31 protein-coding genes and 1 tRNA gene are annotated in these 16,368 nt (G+C 48.9%); 23 read left to right on the top strand and 9 right to left on the bottom strand.

The window, feature by feature from the left end; genetic code table 11:
• Positions 1-25 precede the first annotated feature (25 nt).
• From DTA24_RS07655 to DTA24_RS07695, 9 genes are all read right to left on the bottom strand, one after another.
• Positions 26-316 carry a hypothetical protein gene (locus tag DTA24_RS07655; protein ID WP_123836648.1) on the bottom strand — a complete coding sequence of 97 codons (291 nt, stop codon included), beginning with the start codon at positions 314-316 and terminating at the stop codon, positions 26-28.
• Positions 317-446: 130 nt separating this feature from the next.
• A complete protein-coding gene (locus DTA24_RS29035; RefSeq protein WP_123836650.1) occupies positions 447-584 on the bottom strand; it encodes a hypothetical protein in 138 nt (45 codons plus the stop codon).
• Positions 585-831: 247 nt separating this feature from the next.
• Complete coding sequence (locus DTA24_RS07670; RefSeq protein WP_123836651.1) at positions 832-1,140, bottom strand: hypothetical protein; 309 nt, start codon at positions 1,138-1,140, stop codon at positions 832-834.
• Between the two features lie 139 nt (positions 1,141-1,279).
• Entirely contained in the window at positions 1,280-1,648 is a 369-nt protein-coding gene (locus tag DTA24_RS07675; RefSeq protein WP_123836652.1) for a DUF2528 family protein, read from the bottom strand.
• Between the two features lie 11 nt (positions 1,649-1,659).
• The gene (locus tag DTA24_RS07680; RefSeq protein ID WP_123836653.1) at positions 1,660-1,914 is read right to left on the bottom strand and encodes a hypothetical protein; all 255 of its coding nucleotides are present in this window, start codon (positions 1,912-1,914) and stop codon (positions 1,660-1,662) included.
• A 26-nt stretch (positions 1,915-1,940) separates the two neighbouring features.
• Positions 1,941-2,067, bottom strand: a tRNA-OTHER gene (locus tag DTA24_RS28025).
• Between the two features lie 93 nt (positions 2,068-2,160).
• Complete coding sequence (locus DTA24_RS28725) at positions 2,161-2,457, bottom strand: hypothetical protein (protein ID WP_227540385.1); 297 nt, start codon at positions 2,455-2,457, stop codon at positions 2,161-2,163.
• Positions 2,458-2,463: 6 nt separating this feature from the next.
• Positions 2,464-2,826 (bottom strand): antitermination protein, encoded by a 363-nt coding sequence (locus tag DTA24_RS07690; RefSeq protein WP_123836654.1) that lies wholly within the window; start codon positions 2,824-2,826, stop codon positions 2,464-2,466.
• Between the two features lie 363 nt (positions 2,827-3,189).
• Complete coding sequence (locus DTA24_RS07695) at positions 3,190-3,951, bottom strand: helix-turn-helix transcriptional regulator (RefSeq protein ID WP_206060568.1); 762 nt, start codon at positions 3,949-3,951, stop codon at positions 3,190-3,192.
• 75 nt (positions 3,952-4,026) lie between these two features.
• Between DTA24_RS07695 and DTA24_RS07700 the strand changes: the two genes are divergently transcribed.
• The 23 genes from DTA24_RS07700 to DTA24_RS07805 all read left to right on the top strand — a co-directional run bounded on the left by DTA24_RS07700 (position 4,027) and on the right by DTA24_RS07805 (position 15,979).
• Positions 4,027-4,293, top strand: coding sequence for a transcriptional regulator (locus DTA24_RS07700; protein WP_227540386.1), 267 nt, complete (start codon positions 4,027-4,029; stop codon positions 4,291-4,293).
• Between the two features lie 166 nt (positions 4,294-4,459).
• Positions 4,460-4,759 carry a CII family transcriptional regulator gene (locus tag DTA24_RS07705; protein WP_123836655.1) on the top strand — a complete coding sequence of 100 codons (300 nt, stop codon included), beginning with the start codon at positions 4,460-4,462 and terminating at the stop codon, positions 4,757-4,759.
• Positions 4,760-4,783: 24 nt separating this feature from the next.
• Positions 4,784-4,927, top strand: coding sequence for a DUF2740 family protein (locus tag DTA24_RS07710; protein WP_123836656.1), 144 nt, complete (start codon positions 4,784-4,786; stop codon positions 4,925-4,927).
• Positions 4,920-5,825: a DNA replication protein gene (locus DTA24_RS07715; RefSeq protein ID WP_123836657.1), complete on the top strand. Its 906-nt coding sequence runs from the start codon at positions 4,920-4,922 to the stop codon at positions 5,823-5,825. The genes DTA24_RS07710 and DTA24_RS07715 overlap by 8 nt, the downstream gene beginning before the upstream one ends.
• Positions 5,815-7,224 carry a DnaB-like helicase C-terminal domain-containing protein gene (locus DTA24_RS07720; RefSeq protein ID WP_123836658.1) on the top strand — a complete coding sequence of 470 codons (1,410 nt, stop codon included), beginning with the start codon at positions 5,815-5,817 and terminating at the stop codon, positions 7,222-7,224. The genes DTA24_RS07715 and DTA24_RS07720 overlap by 11 nt, the downstream gene beginning before the upstream one ends.
• The gene (locus DTA24_RS07725) at positions 7,224-7,829 is read left to right on the top strand and encodes a winged helix-turn-helix domain-containing protein (RefSeq protein WP_123836659.1); all 606 of its coding nucleotides are present in this window, start codon (positions 7,224-7,226) and stop codon (positions 7,827-7,829) included. The genes DTA24_RS07720 and DTA24_RS07725 overlap by 1 nt, the downstream gene beginning before the upstream one ends.
• The gene (locus DTA24_RS07730) at positions 7,826-8,020 is read left to right on the top strand and encodes a hypothetical protein (RefSeq protein ID WP_123836660.1); all 195 of its coding nucleotides are present in this window, start codon (positions 7,826-7,828) and stop codon (positions 8,018-8,020) included. The genes DTA24_RS07725 and DTA24_RS07730 overlap by 4 nt, the downstream gene beginning before the upstream one ends.
• Before the next feature lie 400 nt (positions 8,021-8,420).
• Positions 8,421-8,687, top strand: a complete 267-nt coding sequence (locus DTA24_RS07735) for a hypothetical protein (RefSeq protein ID WP_123836661.1) — start codon at positions 8,421-8,423, stop codon at positions 8,685-8,687.
• Between the two features lie 101 nt (positions 8,688-8,788).
• Positions 8,789-9,091 carry a hypothetical protein gene (locus DTA24_RS07740; protein ID WP_123836662.1) on the top strand — a complete coding sequence of 101 codons (303 nt, stop codon included), beginning with the start codon at positions 8,789-8,791 and terminating at the stop codon, positions 9,089-9,091.
• A gap of 10 nt (positions 9,092-9,101) precedes the next feature.
• The gene (locus tag DTA24_RS07745; protein ID WP_164481321.1) at positions 9,102-9,500 is read left to right on the top strand and encodes a phage protein NinX family protein; all 399 of its coding nucleotides are present in this window, start codon (positions 9,102-9,104) and stop codon (positions 9,498-9,500) included.
• Between the two features lie 39 nt (positions 9,501-9,539).
• On the top strand, positions 9,540-10,151 hold the full coding sequence (locus tag DTA24_RS07750; RefSeq protein ID WP_123836664.1) for a hypothetical protein: 612 nt from the start codon (positions 9,540-9,542) through the stop codon (positions 10,149-10,151).
• The gene (locus tag DTA24_RS07755; RefSeq protein ID WP_123836665.1) at positions 10,148-10,378 is read left to right on the top strand and encodes a hypothetical protein; all 231 of its coding nucleotides are present in this window, start codon (positions 10,148-10,150) and stop codon (positions 10,376-10,378) included. Before DTA24_RS07750 ends, DTA24_RS07755 begins: the two co-directional genes overlap by 4 nt.
• Entirely contained in the window at positions 10,368-10,841 is a 474-nt protein-coding gene (locus DTA24_RS28730; protein WP_227540387.1) for an ead/Ea22-like family protein, read from the top strand. The genes DTA24_RS07755 and DTA24_RS28730 overlap by 11 nt, the downstream gene beginning before the upstream one ends.
• Positions 10,841-11,095, top strand: coding sequence for a hypothetical protein (locus DTA24_RS07765; protein WP_123836666.1), 255 nt, complete (start codon positions 10,841-10,843; stop codon positions 11,093-11,095). The genes DTA24_RS28730 and DTA24_RS07765 overlap by 1 nt, the downstream gene beginning before the upstream one ends.
• 130 nt (positions 11,096-11,225) lie before the next feature.
• A complete protein-coding gene (locus DTA24_RS07770) occupies positions 11,226-11,999 on the top strand; it encodes a hypothetical protein (RefSeq protein ID WP_123836667.1) in 774 nt (257 codons plus the stop codon).
• 160 nt (positions 12,000-12,159) lie between these two features.
• Positions 12,160-12,339: a hypothetical protein gene (locus DTA24_RS07775; protein ID WP_123836668.1), complete on the top strand. Its 180-nt coding sequence runs from the start codon at positions 12,160-12,162 to the stop codon at positions 12,337-12,339.
• Positions 12,320-12,769, top strand: coding sequence for a DUF1367 family protein (locus tag DTA24_RS07780; protein WP_123836669.1), 450 nt, complete (start codon positions 12,320-12,322; stop codon positions 12,767-12,769). Before DTA24_RS07775 ends, DTA24_RS07780 begins: the two co-directional genes overlap by 20 nt.
• Before the next feature lie 598 nt (positions 12,770-13,367).
• Positions 13,368-13,538, top strand: coding sequence for a protein NinF (locus tag DTA24_RS29040; protein WP_123836670.1), 171 nt, complete (start codon positions 13,368-13,370; stop codon positions 13,536-13,538).
• Positions 13,531-13,782, top strand: coding sequence for a hypothetical protein (locus tag DTA24_RS07790; protein ID WP_123836671.1), 252 nt, complete (start codon positions 13,531-13,533; stop codon positions 13,780-13,782). Before DTA24_RS29040 ends, DTA24_RS07790 begins: the two co-directional genes overlap by 8 nt.
• Positions 13,775-14,398 (top strand): recombination protein NinG, encoded by a 624-nt coding sequence (locus tag DTA24_RS07795; RefSeq protein ID WP_123836672.1) that lies wholly within the window; start codon positions 13,775-13,777, stop codon positions 14,396-14,398. Before DTA24_RS07790 ends, DTA24_RS07795 begins: the two co-directional genes overlap by 8 nt.
• Before the next feature lie 48 nt (positions 14,399-14,446).
• Positions 14,447-14,626 carry a hypothetical protein gene (locus DTA24_RS07800; protein WP_123836673.1) on the top strand — a complete coding sequence of 60 codons (180 nt, stop codon included), beginning with the start codon at positions 14,447-14,449 and terminating at the stop codon, positions 14,624-14,626.
• A gap of 206 nt (positions 14,627-14,832) precedes the next feature.
• A complete protein-coding gene (locus DTA24_RS28030) occupies positions 14,833-14,994 on the top strand; it encodes a hypothetical protein (protein ID WP_164481322.1) in 162 nt (53 codons plus the stop codon).
• Positions 14,995-15,157: 163 nt separating this feature from the next.
• Positions 15,158-15,979 (top strand): antitermination protein, encoded by an 822-nt coding sequence (locus DTA24_RS07805; protein WP_123836674.1) that lies wholly within the window; start codon positions 15,158-15,160, stop codon positions 15,977-15,979.
• Positions 15,980-16,368: the final 389 nt, after the last annotated feature.

Below are 16,368 nucleotides of genomic sequence, written 5' to 3' on the forward strand. Positions count from 1 at the left end.
TGGTGTTTGGTTAGGAAGGGTTAGGTTATTTACCGAGTGCTTTTGCGATTACAGCCTCTGCTCTGGCATAGCATTGCTTAGCCTCATCAGACATCCAAATCATATGCTCCATGCATTCGAGCAAAGATTCAAACAACTCTGGCGCGGCAGCCATCATTTTTTGATTCGCAACCTGAACCTCAATTTCAGGGTCGAACTCCACCCAGCCAACAGGAATGACCATCCCATAGGACTGGTCATCTTCTGTTGATATCGGCCCGATAGCTCTGGTGTTATCTGAAAACCATGGCCCGCGCGTACCTTTAAATTCTTCCATCACTTCCTCCTGAACCATGGATAACCAATTGCCGCCTTCATGTCGTCATACGCTGACATCCATAAGGCACCATCACCGATATAACGAGCTATTGCGGCTTTGCTTTGTGCAACCTGCAATCTGTACTGGTCTATTGGCTTAATGTTTGACATAAGTCCCCCACAACCTTTCTGGCGGCTTTAATTAACTGGCGAACCCGACGTTCAAGTTCAGATTCAGGGTTGTAATAGGCGGCCAGGATGCAGCCGCCAGACATCGTAAGCATCATGGCGTTTCCTTTGGTTAGTGATTATATTTCGATAGCGTCTTAATAAAACGCTATTGAGATGTAAAAAAATTGCCGCCACGAATGACGGCAAATGACACAGGTTGATACTGGGCAATATCACGCTGTTAACTCAGCGAATTAACAGCAGGCTATTACCATGGAATGGTTAGCATGAGATATGCTATGGTGCCGTATATAAGGCACATAAACGTCATAGCAATGCTGAGAGAGCGAATGCCGTTTCTGCTCATTCTTTTTTACCGAGGGCTTTTGCGATTGCCGCACGAGCTTTAATTATTTCGGGGCAATTCTCAGGGTCTTTAACCATAACCCCCAGTGAGCCTACCATTTCCTGTAATGACTCAAGCATTTCCGGCGCCGCTTCAATTAATGCCATGTCTTCCTTTTTTACAACCAGCGTAGGGTGTCCATCCCGCATAACATACGAGTCAATCACTCCACCATCTTTCCCTGTCGCCTTGCTGCTCAGACGAAGAAAACTATTGCTTGTCCACCACTCCCATGGGCCTGGAGTTCCTCTAAATTCACCGCTCATACAACCCCCTGCATAGTAAACACATAAGCACAAACAGCGGCTAATATAACTATCACTGTCAGCTCGATTTTGAAATTTCTCCAGGCTCGCTTGTCACATTCGCGAATCATTTGATGCTCCCGAGGTAATAAATGGAATGTTACGAGGCCTTTATTGTGATGTCGTCGGAGTCAAAAATTCCTGATACGTCAACATGCGTGATTTTTATTCCATCGCTACCGTCCATTGATGGCCAACCCTCGACGCCGTTTCCTTCTGACCAGTCAAATTCACTAACAACGCCATATATGTTATATCCCTGGCTAAGCGCAATGAGTAACGCCTCTTTTGCTAGCATGACCAGGACCGCCTCTAAAACAGTTTCATGACGCTTAAGCCGATAATCGGCGTTAGACCAGAAATTGTTAATCTCATGCAGCTTTTCTTCAGTCATTACGTCGTGGTCTATCTCAACCGTTAACTCGGCCTTCCAGTCATAATCGACTGTATATTTTTTTACGTTTGCCATTTCTCACCCCATTAACGAGCTGTCACCTGTTTGCTTCTACGATGCCCTGCAGCGAAGAGGGCGACTTCTGGAAGGCACATGCTTCCAGTTGATTCCTGTTCCGGCTTGTCGCGGAGACTGCACAGAGAAATCGCTCGGTCTACATGAGATTTGCATTCGGCTTTGTGCGTTTCGTTCTGAGCGGATTCTGCCCGACGCTTAGCCATCAGCTCACCACGTTTCAGATAACGCCGTGTGACGCTGTTTGATGCGATTAAATTGGTCATATGTCCTCCGGTGGTTAGCTTTGGTGATTGGATGGCCGGACTCGAACCGGCGACCGCACTTTCTGGAAATCCAGCGTTCAGGATTGCAATCCCTTACGCTGAATTGCTGGCCAGCACTCCGTAGCCCGCTCTTTCCAACTGAGCTACATCCAATCCCAAAGCCAACTACTCTTTGGTCTCCCACAAGGGCGGGAGAAGTAACCTCATCTATGTTAAAATTGGCAATAAAAAACCCGCCGAAGCGGGTTATGACCATTTCTTTTTTGGGTTTCGCTGATGAGCGTGATTAACTTTGTGATACATAGCATCGTCACTCTTCTCCAGAGCAGGTAGCGTATCTTTTGTTACTTGCGGCGAAAGAATTGCTTTCGCTACGGAGTCGCTCGCCCCACCGATTCCAGCGTCTTCTTTCCTTTTCTCAAGTTCCTTCTCTGCAGCTTCTTTAGCTTCAGCTTTCCGCTTTGCCATTAGCTCTCCACGCTGCTTATATCTCCTATTTTTGCTGTTATCTTTCCCTTCCTTAAAAATCACTTTTGTATTCATAGTTGATCACCTTGCCGTTACCGCCTTAGACGCGCGGTATCCTGCAGCATACAATGCTACTTCTGGAATGCACATACCACTTTCCAGCGGCTTGTGACCAAACTCATTGCTGTAAACAATTGCTGCCCTCTCGATCTGGCGTTTGTATTCCTCACAATTCCAGTCAACATCCTGAGCGACGAACTTAATTGGTGTTGCTTCTTCAACGCTTCCCGGCGTGTGGTGTGTTCCTTTTGCTTGTAACTGCGCACGGCTCAGTGTAGGGCGATGCATAACCTCTACACTCGATGTTTCTGCGTTCTGTAACGCAGCACGGCGCTCACGGCGGCGACCAGCTGCTGAACCATTGAATGATGTTCTGCGTGTCATAGAAACCTCCTGATGAACTTTGGTGATGACCTCTGCAAGTGAATGCAAAGGGGGCGTCTTAGCAAACCGCTGATACCCGGCTGTCATCCCAAAGCTCACTTTGGTTTAGTTCGGCTTTTCAGCCGCGTAGATTCGTACCTGAATCGTTGTGATTTCACCGTCCTGGTGAGTGCTGCTTCCTGCTGATGGACTAAAATTAGCATCACGCTAAATAACATGCAAGCGCTAATTGCTAAAAATTTAGCTAATAACGCTAATTTGATGAAGCTTAAAGGAAAATAATTTAGCTTCGCGATGATGAGGGGTAACATCCAGACATAAAAAAACCCGCCATAAGCGGGTTTGGGGTGGGGTTTGTAGGTTTTAGTATGTCACTGACGACCAGAACACTCTTCCTATAACGCGAATTTCGCTTAATGGCCTTATCTCTTCTGGGTGCTCTTCGCTGTTATAGCTTCTTATCCGGATCATCCCGCCGGGCATTGCATACAGGATTTTTACTCTTAGCAAATCGCCATAATCAATGGCATACATCTTTCCATCTTTGATTTCTTTGCTGCCTGTATCGACGCCAACAGTTGCGCCGTTTGGCAAAACGGGCTCCATACTATTGCCTATAACTTCCACACATACAGCGTTACTGAAGTGTATGTTTAGTTTTCGGAGTGTGGATTTGGCAAATCTCAACTTATATCCGTTATGATCTTCTCTAAAGGCACTCCCCGTTCCTGCTGCCAGCTGCACTTCTTTGAGGAACGGAATCTCAACTTCATCATCGTCCAATGAAGTGTCGCTATCCCACGGCTCGATATCACCTACAATCCTGGCTTCGCCCTGATTTTCAGCTTCCTCTAACTCTGGATGAAATTGATCCAACCAGCCATGTAATAACCCTAAATTTTGCTCGATTTTGCGAGCCAGTTCATCCCCCAGGTTTCTAACTGCTTTATCACCAAGGATTTGACTGATGGTAGACGCAGATGTGCCGACCTTCTCTGCAAAGTCAGCTTTTGAGATCCCGCTACGAATTGCGAGGTTTTGCTGGTAGCGGAGGTTGGTCCGCCTGATGTCTTTTATGTCCATGCTTAAATCTTCCCACCTTTTAGCACGGCGATAAATATGCATAAAGCTAAAATCCCACTTGATTTAAATTTAGCATGAAGCTAATATCACTCATGTGCATTAGCAAATGGAGTGTTTATGGAAACCAACGTTAAGCAATTTGAGCAGATGAACGACCTGCTCCGCTGGCGAAAACAGGCCTCCAAAGAGGATTGGGAGCTACTGGCTAAGTTAGCTAACACCACCCCTGGAAACCTGGACCAGCTGGCATATGGGTATCGTGGAGCTTCAGCCAAGAAAGCGAGCGACATCGCAAACGCATCTCTGAACTTCCGATTCCCTAAACCAGTTACTAAAGAAGCGATCGCATTTCCTCCAGTCAGGAAGGTCGCAAGCATCAAATAGATACTGTTTAACCGCAGCTTTTCCCGCCAGAAATGGCTGCGTGATAACCAATCTCTCACAACGACCATTCGGTCTACGTCGCTGAAAAGCGAATCAATAACAAACCTTTTCAAGGCTATGCGTGTTTGCGCATCAGCCTCATTTTTTATCACCAAGGAAATTATCTATGGAAGACACTGCAAACTACAGCAAACCATCGCAGCGCGACATCGATCGCGCAGAGACAGATTTACTCATCAATCTCTCAGCGCTTACACAGCGACGCCTGGCAAAGATGATTGGATGTCATGAGACGAAGATAAGCCGCACTGACTGGCGCTTCATAGCGTCGATTCTGTGCGCTTTTGGGATGGATTCAGACATCAGTCCGATTAGCCGCGCATTTCGTTGTGCGCTTGAGGTTGTCACAAAAGAAAAAGCCCCGGCTGCAACCAAGGCTTTCGAGAAACACGATTTGGAATTTTAACGGGTTCCACAGGAGCTATTTTACATGAAAAAACTCAGTCCTGACCAGGACAAACTTCACAAACACATACTTCGTGATCGCTATCTTTCGTGCTTTAAGCAGCCTGGTCGATTTCGGGCTGAGTTGGAGAAATGGAAACAACTGCTGAAGGGTAAGGGTCATGAGTAACATATCAAACCTAGCCGAAGCCAGAGAGGCCAGAAGGCTCCAGCAACCGCAAAACAGTGGCGGTAAGGGGTTCGCCTTGCTGCATCGTAAAATTATGGATGTGCCGTTCTACAAGGACGCAGAAGCGGCGCATTTGTGGGTTCATCTGATACTCAAGGCCAAGCATGCGCCTGAGGTGGTACTGACAGACCTTGGAGAGAAGTTAATCAACCGAGGTCAGCTCCTGAGCGGTAGAAACTCACTGGCTTCTGAGACGGGACTGAAACCAGACAGGGTTCAATATCTGCTTCGTAAGTTCCAAAAGCTGGGAATGGTTGACTGGGTTTCTCATGGGAAATTCTCAGTTTACACCATCGTTAAATACGACGATTATCAGTCAAATTATGTACCAGCAGATTACCAGCAGATTACCATCTCAAACCCAGGCGCACCAACGCCTGCAGAGCAACCTGTACCAGCAGATTACCAGAAAATTACCACAGATAAAGAATATATAAATAATAACTTACTACCTAACGGTAGTAAGTATGTCGCATCAGTCGAAGAAAAACCGACTGAAAAGACTTCAAGACTTTCCTGCGAAGAAGTCTGGCAAGCACTTCGTGAAGGCGTACCGGATGCCAGGGGATGGAATGTACTCACCCCTGATCGTCGAAAGCGAATCCAGAAGTTCTGGCGGGAAGCCAAACCTATTGCCAAACAGTTCGGCGATGTCGAGCCGTTCGGCATGGAATCCTTCAGGACGTACCTCACTTACCTGCATAAATCCTGTCGCTGGATGTTTGAGACGCGGACGGACAATGCCACTGGCAAAACCTGGCAGAAACGGAATTACGAATACATTTTGAGTGCGGAAATTTACGCACAGACCCGCGAAGGAGAGCGAGATGATCGATGAGATTATTACCCTGCCGCACAGCCTGGAAGCTGAGCAAAGTGTGATTGGCGGTCTCTTGCTTGATGACGATAGCAGCGAGCGAGTCCAGAAAGTGCTGGCGATGCTTAAGCCTGAGTCGTTTTACAGCAAAGTTCACCAAATCCTCTTTGCGGAAATCAGGCAGATGATTCGCGACAACAAGCCGGTTGATGGCCTGACTTTATTCGACGCCCTTGAAAGCAAGGGGCTGGTTGAGCAGGTCGGAGGGTTTGCCTACATCGGCCAGATTGCAAAAAACACTCCGAGCGCAGCAAACATAGTGGCCTACGCAGCATCTGTGCGTGAGTCTGCTATGGAGCGCTATGGCATTCAGCGCATGACCGAAGCGACAGAGTTGCTCTACGCCAGGAACGGCATGAGCGCCATTGAAAAGTACGAAGCCATCCAGAGCATCTTCACCCAACTGACAGACCACTCAAAGACGGGTAGTCGTCGAGGGGCAAGAACGCTCGCGGATGTTGCTGACGACTGGATAGCCGAGGTGGAAAAGCGCTTCGATCCAAACCAGCGCTCACGTGGATTATCAACAGGCATCAAATCTCTGGACGACATGCTTGAGCCAAAAGGGCTTGTTCGCGGTTCGCTGTTTGTCATTGGCGCAAGGCCAAAGATGGGCAAAACAACCCTCTACAGCCAGCTGGCTCTGAACTGTGCCATCAACGAGAAATTGCCAGCCATCATGTTTAGCCTGGAAATGCCTGACAAGCAGATTCTGGAACGGATGATTGGACAGGCATCTGGCGTCAACACGGATATTTTTTATCGCGGCGCAGGTCGGGATGAGGAGTTTGCTATCGCCAACGCTCGCCTGGCAGAAATGGTTGAGAGCCAGAATCTCTACATCGACGACACACCTGGAGCCAGCCTTTCACACATCATCGCTGAGTGCCGGCGCATAAAGCGGGAGAGGGGTAAAGTTGGGATGGTGCTTGTCGATTACCTGACGCTTATGGCAGCGGAAAAAGCGGACCGAAATGACCTGGCATACGGGCTCATCACAAAAGGCCTCAAAAACCTCGCCAAGGAGCTTGATTGCGTTGTTGTCCTGCTGACCCAGCTTAACCGTGAACTGGAAAAGCGAGCCAACAAGCGACCGCTCCCAAGCGACTCAAGGGACACCGGCCAAATCGAACAGGATTGCGATTACTGGCTGGGGATTTACCGAGAGGGTGCCTACGACGAGAACTACCCACAGGGAGATACAGAGCTACTCCTGCGGCTAAATCGTCATGGAAACGGCGGTGTCGTGTTCTGCGAGCAGCGCAATGGCGCAATTTATGACTGTGACCAGATGCAGGCCGAAATGATGCGACGCGACAGAGAGCAACAACCCAAAGCGAAACAGAAAGGTGGATTCTAATGGACTCACTTAAGCAACGCATGCTCGACTTCATCAGGCAAAACCAGCCAGTAACCGAACAGCAACTCAAGGATGGCCTTGGCATATCACTCAACGCCTGCCGGGAGAATCGGCGTCAACTGCGAGCGGCTGGCCTGATTTATATCAGCTGCGGCTCTGGTGCTTTTCTCTCCCTCGAAGACTTCCAGAAATGGCTTGAGCATGGCGGCGGCCACGAAAAAATCAGCATGACGGCCAAGAAAGGAATCCATAACGCCGTTGATAATTCAGCCAGGAAGCGCGTCATTGAATATCTGTCAGAGCAGACAGAACCAGTGGGCGCAGGAGAGATAGCCAAGGCCTGCAACCTGATAAACAAATCGGCTTACCGGGTTCTGGCGACGCTCGCTGATGACGGAACGGTAATTCACGACGGCCGCGTTAAAGGCCGGCAGTACCTTATCGCCTCATCCGATGTTCAATGGCCGGCAAATGGAGAGAAGTCCAGCGAAAGGAAGGTAAAGGCATTCGCGAAGTACAATCCGAAGAAAAACTGCGTAGTTCAGGCATATCTGAACAGCCCGGCCCGTCAGAGGCTGATGGCTGTATATGGGAGGATGGGATGAGCGATATAAGCGACTTTAACGATGATTTCGAAGAGCAAACAGGATGGGAGCCTGGAGACTATCCGAATCGCGATGTTGTTAGGCTGGCTTATGGCATGTGGCTGGCTGGCAAGGCCAGAGGAGAGAAAAGTGACGAGGAAAATGACATGCACGGGCATCGGTGGTTTATTGACGGGGGTGGCGCAGCATGACAATTAGAGAGCGATTTATAGAATTACTTTTAAAAACCAATGCCGACATGGAAACATACAAAAGCGGCATTCACAAGGGCGATTTCAAAAACCCTGTAATAAGAAAAATGTGGTTGGCATACCACACAGCATGGCAGGAAAGCCGCGAGGAAATAGTAGTCGACTTAAGCAAGATGAACTTATTGCTGTGTGACCAGCATGATGTTGTCTGTGAATTAAATAAACACGGGTTAAAGTCGAAGGTGTGACATGCTCAAAGGTGTAATCGCTGGCATGTGCATTGGAGGCGCAATTATTGCCATTTTATGGAATGAAAAGTGGACTTGGGGAACCTACAACCGATGCCTGATTGCTGGCGTTCTTTTTGGGATCGCGATGAATCTTATGGCGGGAGGGTGAAATGAGCGAACCAAAACCAGGGGATTTAATCCGTTGGACACGCGATACAGGCTGGCGCGGTACTGAAGTTGTAGAGTTAGAGCTGGAGATATATCGATACACTCTCGGTTTTTTTGAGAATGACCAGCACCGGAAAGCAGGGATATTTACTCCATTATCTGACCCTGATTTGTGGGTTGATGGGCCAAACTCTGAAGATGACTATATTTGTAATTTTGGCTCATATAGAACAAATCAGGTTCCTGCATTCGACATCATCAAGAAATAAGACTGGCTGAGGTGTGATATGTCTGAAATCTACATAGCAGAGCTATCTGCAAGTGTGGCCGGTATCGTTGCGATAATCGGCCTTTTTTATGCCCGGAGGAAATGGTGAGCGAAAAAATAACCCGCCGAGTGGTCTGCTCGGCAAATCAGTATCAGTCGAAAATTGGCGGAAACCCATTGGTCTTTATCGGCATTCGCCACTACTGCCCAATAATGCGGCAAAACATCAGTCAGAGCCTTATGTACATTGACAGGGCGTCAGAGGTTCAGGGCTTCGTTGACCAGTTCGGCGTCTTTATGGACCGGAAAGAAGCACTGAAAGTGGCAAAGGAGGCCGGACAGCTTAACGTCGCGAGGATTAAAACCTGGCCGGATGATGAGCTGTTTAGCGAAGACCTGTATTAAGCAGGAGGAAATGGTGAGAGTAAAAACAGCAGATTTAACAGGAAGGGCGCTGGACTGGGCAGTGTTCTGTGCAGCATGGCCTGGTGCCACGCCAAACATTGAAGTTTACTCCCCTTCGAAAGTGAACCTTGGTTTGGGAGAAATAGATGTGCCGGGTGGTGTAGTACTCAGTTATGAAGGGTCTTATCGGTGGAAAGACTACTGGCGACCAACAAAAAACTGGGACCAGGCAGGAAGATTAATCGACAGATTCGACATTGATATTAATCCAACTTATCCGGGCTATTCTGCATGCGCAAAAATGGGCATGAGAGCCTCAGGAGATACGCGGCTGATTGCCGTATGTCGCGCATTAGTGTTGGCGAAGCTCGGCGATGAAGTCGACATTCCAGACGAATTAATTGATTAACGGGCCTGCAATAGCGGGCCTTTTTTATGAGGGTAAAGCATGAATACACCAACTATCTACACAGCAACTCCTGCTGATTTATCACCACCAGTTCAAACAGATTCCTTCTGTGTCGACCTGGTTCTGGCTACTGAGTATCAGAAGCTCAAGGATGAGTTTGCGGCGCTGGCTGCGGAGAATATCTGCATGGATGGCTTTGTCGAAGAGATGCTCGCTATCGCATGGCAGGGAGGCTCAGCTGATGGCTCTGATATTCAGGAATTAGCGCTGAAGCATGGCCTTATTCGGCAAGAAGTATATTGCGCCGACGAGCACGAAAACTGCATGTACGACCCAGGCAATTTCGATGATGGTGATGCGGTTTACTTCCGCACGGAAACTCCCGCCACCGATCGCATCGTAGCCGGGATTAAGGCTGATGGTCGTGCAGAGGGTATCAACTTTGCCGCAAGCCGCCTTGCCGCTGCTTTCAATCACGGATTTGTTGATAAGCCGATGGCAGAGGTTGGCGACGTGGTGCGCATGATTCTGACCGCAAAAGAGGATTTGGCGAACGACCCGGTCTTAGCCGCCGATGGCCTGTCAGGTGAGTATGCAGAAAAATCCCTGGCTGAATGGGAATCCGCGCTGCGCGAGGGGGCCGACAAATGAGCGATGAAGCTATGAAAATGGCGCTGGCAAAGCAATTGACGATTGCTCTGCAAAACCTCGGAGCGCCTGTTGAATTGCTCTGCATAGTCGGCAGCTACGGAGATACGCAGACTGATGCTGACATTCTTGAAATGCTCGAACAATACAACGAGCGCGGAACCAGCATGGAAGAAATTATCGCACCCGCATTCATTTGGTCGCCAAAGGAGTCTCAGCATGACAACTGATATCACCGAACTGGCGCAGAGCCTGAAAGCGGCGGCAGAGAAAGCGAGTCCGGGTAACTGGAGGGCATTTCAATATCACGACGGTCGCTGCGGGGTTGGCGGAGGAAATCACGATGAAATTATGGTTTGTGAACACATAAGCAAAAAACGACCACATGACGCTTTATTCATCGCCCTGGCTAACCCTGCCAACATACTCGCGCTGGTAGAGGCGCTGGAGGGCAGGAATGCATTAGTAGCGCTGCAGAAAATTGAAATCAGAGAGCTGAATGCAGAACTGGAGAAGGCGCAGCAGTGCATCGCCGAGCTGGAGTCAAGAGCTGTGAGGTTTGTCGATTGTGATTTTGGTGCCGTTCAGCACATGTCTGGTGGCAGCACCGATTATTGCCATGGCTTTGTGGACGGAACGCAGAATGCTATCCGGTCGATAAGCGCCGCTGGCATCAAGGTGGAGGCTGAGTGATGGCTATCACTGAAGGATTCTGCACGGACCTCTACTGCGACTGTGAAGGTTGTCAGTCAGGGAAAATCTATCCGCAGGCGCAGGCGGACTTTATTGGCCGGAATATGACAGACATTTCACACCAGGCGCGTGAGGCAGGCTGGCGCATCAGCAAAGACCGCCAGCGCTGCTATGCACCGGGCCACAAAATTTCACGGGGAGCCAACCAATGGTCATCATCAAATGGTTTCTCTGGCGTCGCTGGTTGTTTTTGATAAACAGCCGCGATCTTCACTCTCCGTTATTTCTTCAGAACTGCTGGAAAGTGAATCTGGGTAAATGCCAGGAACATCCTATTATCTGGCGGGATATGCAGCACATTATTAATTCGCACGGGAGCTAACCATGACCAAATCAACCATAACCAGAGAGCAGCTGGAAGAATTAGCGGCAGGCCAAAGCGGTTTCAACCTACGAATTGCTTCTCATGAAGAGTCTCAGGAACTGGCCCGCATGGCGCTGGCCATAATACGAAGCGAGCCACACGCAGACGACGAATTATCTAATTTGCTGTGGTACTCACAAGAGGCCACCTGTCATTCTGACCCGAACTACTACTGTGAATTTCAGCGTCTGGCAACTCCCGGATTAATTGCCGGGATAATTCGTGAGCTACAGGAACGCCGCAAGGCCGACAGCGAGCCAGTGGCGTGGCTACTATCAGGGGGAGGCGCCAAGAATGTAGTGTGTTTTGATAGCGGCAATGCGTATTCAGACCCACTACGCGAGGTCACTCCGCTCTATCGCCACGCGCAGCAACCAGTAGTGCCTGATGCGATACCTGTATCCAGAGATATTGATGCTGGGTACCTTTCAGGATGGAACGATTGTCGAGCTGCCATGCTGAAAGAAGAAAATGCAACTAAGTGGTGGCATGGGCTGTATAAAGAAATCAAAGGCCGAGGGCAATGCTCTGAAGGTGACTTCACTCCCGATTTAAGCATGTCGACAGAAGAAATTATTGACGAAATAAATGGATGGACAGAAAACCACAAAGCAAACGCAGCACTGATAATGCTTGATCGGATTGAAACGGCGGACCCGGCAGATGATGACCGCATTGAGGATATTAAGCGGATTGTTCGTGAGCTTGCCAACAACCAGAAAGAGATAAAGTAATGCCCAGCAAACTCAAAAAGCGCCGCATTCGCCGATTGCGTGACGATGTGGCCTGGTACAAAGCAGAAGCCACGGACTGGCAGAAGAGGGTCTTTGAGCTGGCTGATGAAGTTGCAGCACTCAGAGAGAGGCTACATGAACTAACTGGCAGGGGATTACCATGAGCAACGTTATCCCGCTTCATACAGATTATCTCAGGCAGGCTTTCGAGCTTATCGAGAGCCTCAACGACACCTGGTTATCCAAAAAGCAGCAGGCCATCGTAGAGCAGGCATTGTGCTGCATGGAAAAGCAGATTGAACTCAACGTGAGGAAGGAAAGTGCAAATAGACCTGGTTAAACACCCAGGCGGCGTATTCTCCCCAGCAAACGAAACAGACCTCGAACGACTTCAGCGCTTCAAAAACGGCGAAACCTACACGGCAGAAATAAAGCTCACAAGAAATCCCTCGCATCATCGTAAAGCCTTTGCTTTCTTCCAGTTCTGCTTTGACCACTGGTCAGCTGAGCACGCTGGATATGAATGCTCAGACGAATACACCCAGAAAGAAGAGTTCCGGAAGAATTTAACCATCCTTGCCGGGTTCTATGACGTGGTGACGACGATACGCGGGGAGACAAAGGTGAGGGCTAAAAGCCTGGCTTACGCAAACATGGATGATGAAGAGTTTAGTAGGTGTTATTCGTCGCTAATCAACGCCGCTATTAAGCATGTTTTTTCAGGAACGAAAGATAAGGAGATTCTTAACCGACTTCAATCATTCTTCTGAGGTGCGCCATGTCAAATCGCAAAGTAACCACCAAAACCCTCCGGGTGCTCAGGGAGCTGTCATCAACCATGACCGGCAAAGAAGCATCCAAAGTTCTCAATTACAAACCAGCTACCATGTATGACGTCGCTTATCGCTACGGAATTAAATTCACTTCATCAAAATGCCGGCATTCAGCCGAAACCATCCAACGGATTAAATCGCTCAGAGAAGAGCAAAAACTCAAGTTCCGGGAAATCTCTGAGATAACCGGATTCACTACCAATGTCTGCATCTACCTCTACGGAAGGCGCGATATATGCGACAGACACCCTTCGTCTACGACCCAATGACCAACGAAGAAGCTGAGGCCTTAATTGCTGCATACACCTCCCGCAACATCGTTGCTACTAAAACCCTCGCGCATGACCCTCGACTATGGATAGTGACAGTAATTCTGCCTGAGTCATTACGGGAACCACGGATAGACCGGCGCTATCAACAGAAGCACTGGACATGAACGCTAAAGAATCAAATTCACTCAGAACGCAATTTCTCATCATGCACTGGTGGTGCGGAATTGACCTCGCCTACTACGTAATAAAACGGGACGCCAAAAATGCTAAGTCCTGAACAAATCTCTCAGTATCACGCTGAGTGCAACCGGCGCGCCGGCGTCTGCCTCGAATGTGGCATCAGGCTTGTCGAGCAGGAATGCCACGTGTGCGACCGGTGCGCAATAAACCTTTATCCCGATCAGAACCAGGAAGAGGAGCCGGAAGATGGCTAGACCCAACTCACCACCAAAACCCTACACGGAAAAAGAGAAGGAATACATCCGAAGAGTCGCAGGGAAGGTGCCAGTAGAAGTGATGGCGGCCGCAATAAACAGACCTGTGAAGGCCGTTCTGTGGTGGGCTAACAACCATGGCATTAGCCTTCGAGTCCCATTCGAGACGCTGGCAAAGCATTGGCCTGACCTGGCTAACAGAATGACGGGAGGAAAACTGAGGAAGGAGACATGTGATGGCTAAGGGCGCGATGCCTAAACAAAAAAAATGCCCCATATGCTCCACAGAATACATCCCAAGAAGTTCTCTCCAGAAGGTCTGTCACAACTATAAATGCGCTATCGCTTACAACAAAAAGCGAGATGAAGAAAATGCAGCCCGCAACAAGCGAAAGCAAGAGCGTCTGCAAAAATCTGAGCTTAAGCAGCGAAAGGATAGGCTTAAAACCGCCTCACAATGGAATAAAGAAGCACAGGCAGCAGTAAACAAGTTCATTTACTGGCGTGACTATGGAAGGCCGTGTATCGCATGTGGGAGACCTCTTAATTATGGCGTTCGCGGGGGCGCGGTCGACTCCAGCCACTATCGCTCAAGAGGCGCTGCTCCATGGCTTCGATTTAATGTCTTCAACAACCACTCTGGCTGCGTGAGATGCAACAGGGAGCTATCAGGCAATCTGATTCCATACCGACTTAACCTCATAGAGAAAATCGGCCTGCAACGGGTCGAGCGGATTGAGCATGACAATACCGTAAGGAAGTTTTCCATCGAATACCTGAAGCGTGTGAAAGCGATATTCACGCGACGGGCAAAGCATTACGAAAAATTGAGAAAGAGACAACTGGAGGTGGCGGCCTGATTCGTTAACTCCAATAAACCAGCACTGTATTAATTCAAGGTAAAAACCATGAACACAGTAACCAGCATTAACCAGGTAAAAATGCAGAAGACCCGCGACCACGCAGAACTCGCAAGCGTTCAGCAGATTAAAGGTCAGTGCCAGCGGACGCTCGACTATCTGAATACCCGGGAATCAGAACTCAAGGAGAAACTTGGCATCACAGACGATGACCCCGAGGTGGCATGATGTGCTCATACACCATCGAGGAAATCAAAGCGCTCGCTATCAGCAGCGGAAGCGCAAACCAGTTCTTTATGCGAACCGGAATTAAGCCGAACGACGTAATCAGCATCCTTTGCGATCTGATTCAGGAAAGCGGCATTGTTCAACCGTCAACCCCACTCGTTATTACCCCGTCTAAATCAGGATAGTTCTCTCAGAAGGACATCAATATGACAACGTTTGATTATTACCGCTTAGCAAGGCTGCGCGGCAAGCTTCGCCACGCCCGTGATTATGAGCGGCGAATTATGGATGAAATCAGAGCAGTGGAAGCAGGCAAGAAGGGAGTCATTGATACGGTGTTAACCAAGTTAATCAGGTGGTGCGCATGATGACGCTATTCGTTGTATTCGTAGCCGTGTATGCATTCTTTGCCGGGATGATGGCTGAGTATTCGCATTCGCGATTGAAGGAGTTGGGTGAAAGTGAAGATATAGCGGCAACGTCGCTGACAGTCGGTCTGTTATGGCCGTATTATATCTGGAGGAATAATAAGTGAATCTTGAAAACTGCATCAAATTCCACTCGGCTAAAACAACACAAATCAGCGACTCTCCACGCGCCACGGCATCAGATTCTTTAACAGGGACGGATGTTATGGCAGCAATGGGCATGGCGCAAAGCAGGGAAGAAATGGGCTATTCAGCCTTTTTGGGGAAAATGGGTATCAGCAGCAATGACCGTCAGAAAGCTATTGAACTGCTGACCCGCTATGCATATTCGGCCTGCGTTAAGGTTCCAGCCTTACGCGACCTTGATGATGATATTAAGCCAAAGGTGATGCAAGTTCTCGCAATGTTTGCATTTGAGGATTACTCACGCAGCGCAGCCAGCACCAGGATGTGCGACTGCTGCAATGGCGCGAAGTTTATTGAAGCGGAAGTCTTCACGACGAAAGTCACTTCGCCAAAAACACCAATATCCATAGCGGACAAGGAAGCCAGAAAGGTAGTGCCGGAAGAGCATTATAAAAAGCGCCAGGTGAGGGATGTGGTGAAAGTCATTTGCCAAAAATGTAAAGGGAAAGGAACGCTGTCTAATGCGTGTCAGTGCCATGGGAAAGGGTTGGTATTAGACAGGGAAAAAACAGAACAGCAGGGAGGCGTGCCAGCATATAAAACATGTTCTAAATGCAATGGACGCGGATATGCGAGACTTCCGGCAGAGAATGTCCGCAGAGCTTTGTGCGCTTCGGGAATGGAATTGAGTCAACCAACATGGAGTAGAAACTGGAAGCCATTTTATGAATCCCTCATCGAAAGGCTTTTCCAGGGTGAGTCTCACGCCGATACGGTACTTAAAACTGTGACGCGGTGATCAAATATAATGGGGAACGGATTCCCCATATAATGCTCATGTTGACTTCGTGAATAAAATAGCTTAAATTTGACATTAATGATGGGATATTAGCCTTTCATTGAAGCCCGAGGTTAACGCCTTGGGCTTTTTTATGCCTGCAATCCGGTCAGGACTTTTGAGTTAATGCGTGCTGCACGACACGCTGATGCTCATACGCGAGAGTCCTGAGCCACATTGCAAACACTGCGTCATAGTGGCGTGGTTATCTGCGCATAGGTGCTTGACTGATCAGCAGGCCGTTGCTCCACGAAGCGGAGCCCATAACAGGCAAGAGCACTGAGAACCGCCGAGACTGCCACGAAAGTCGTAAGTCCGTGCAAACGTCATGCAGTGCTCTTTCCTATTGT

The sequence above is a fragment of the Klebsiella sp. P1CD1 genome (genome assembly GCF_003790505.1).
Taxonomy (GTDB): domain Bacteria; phylum Pseudomonadota; class Gammaproteobacteria; order Enterobacterales; family Enterobacteriaceae; genus Klebsiella; species Klebsiella variicola.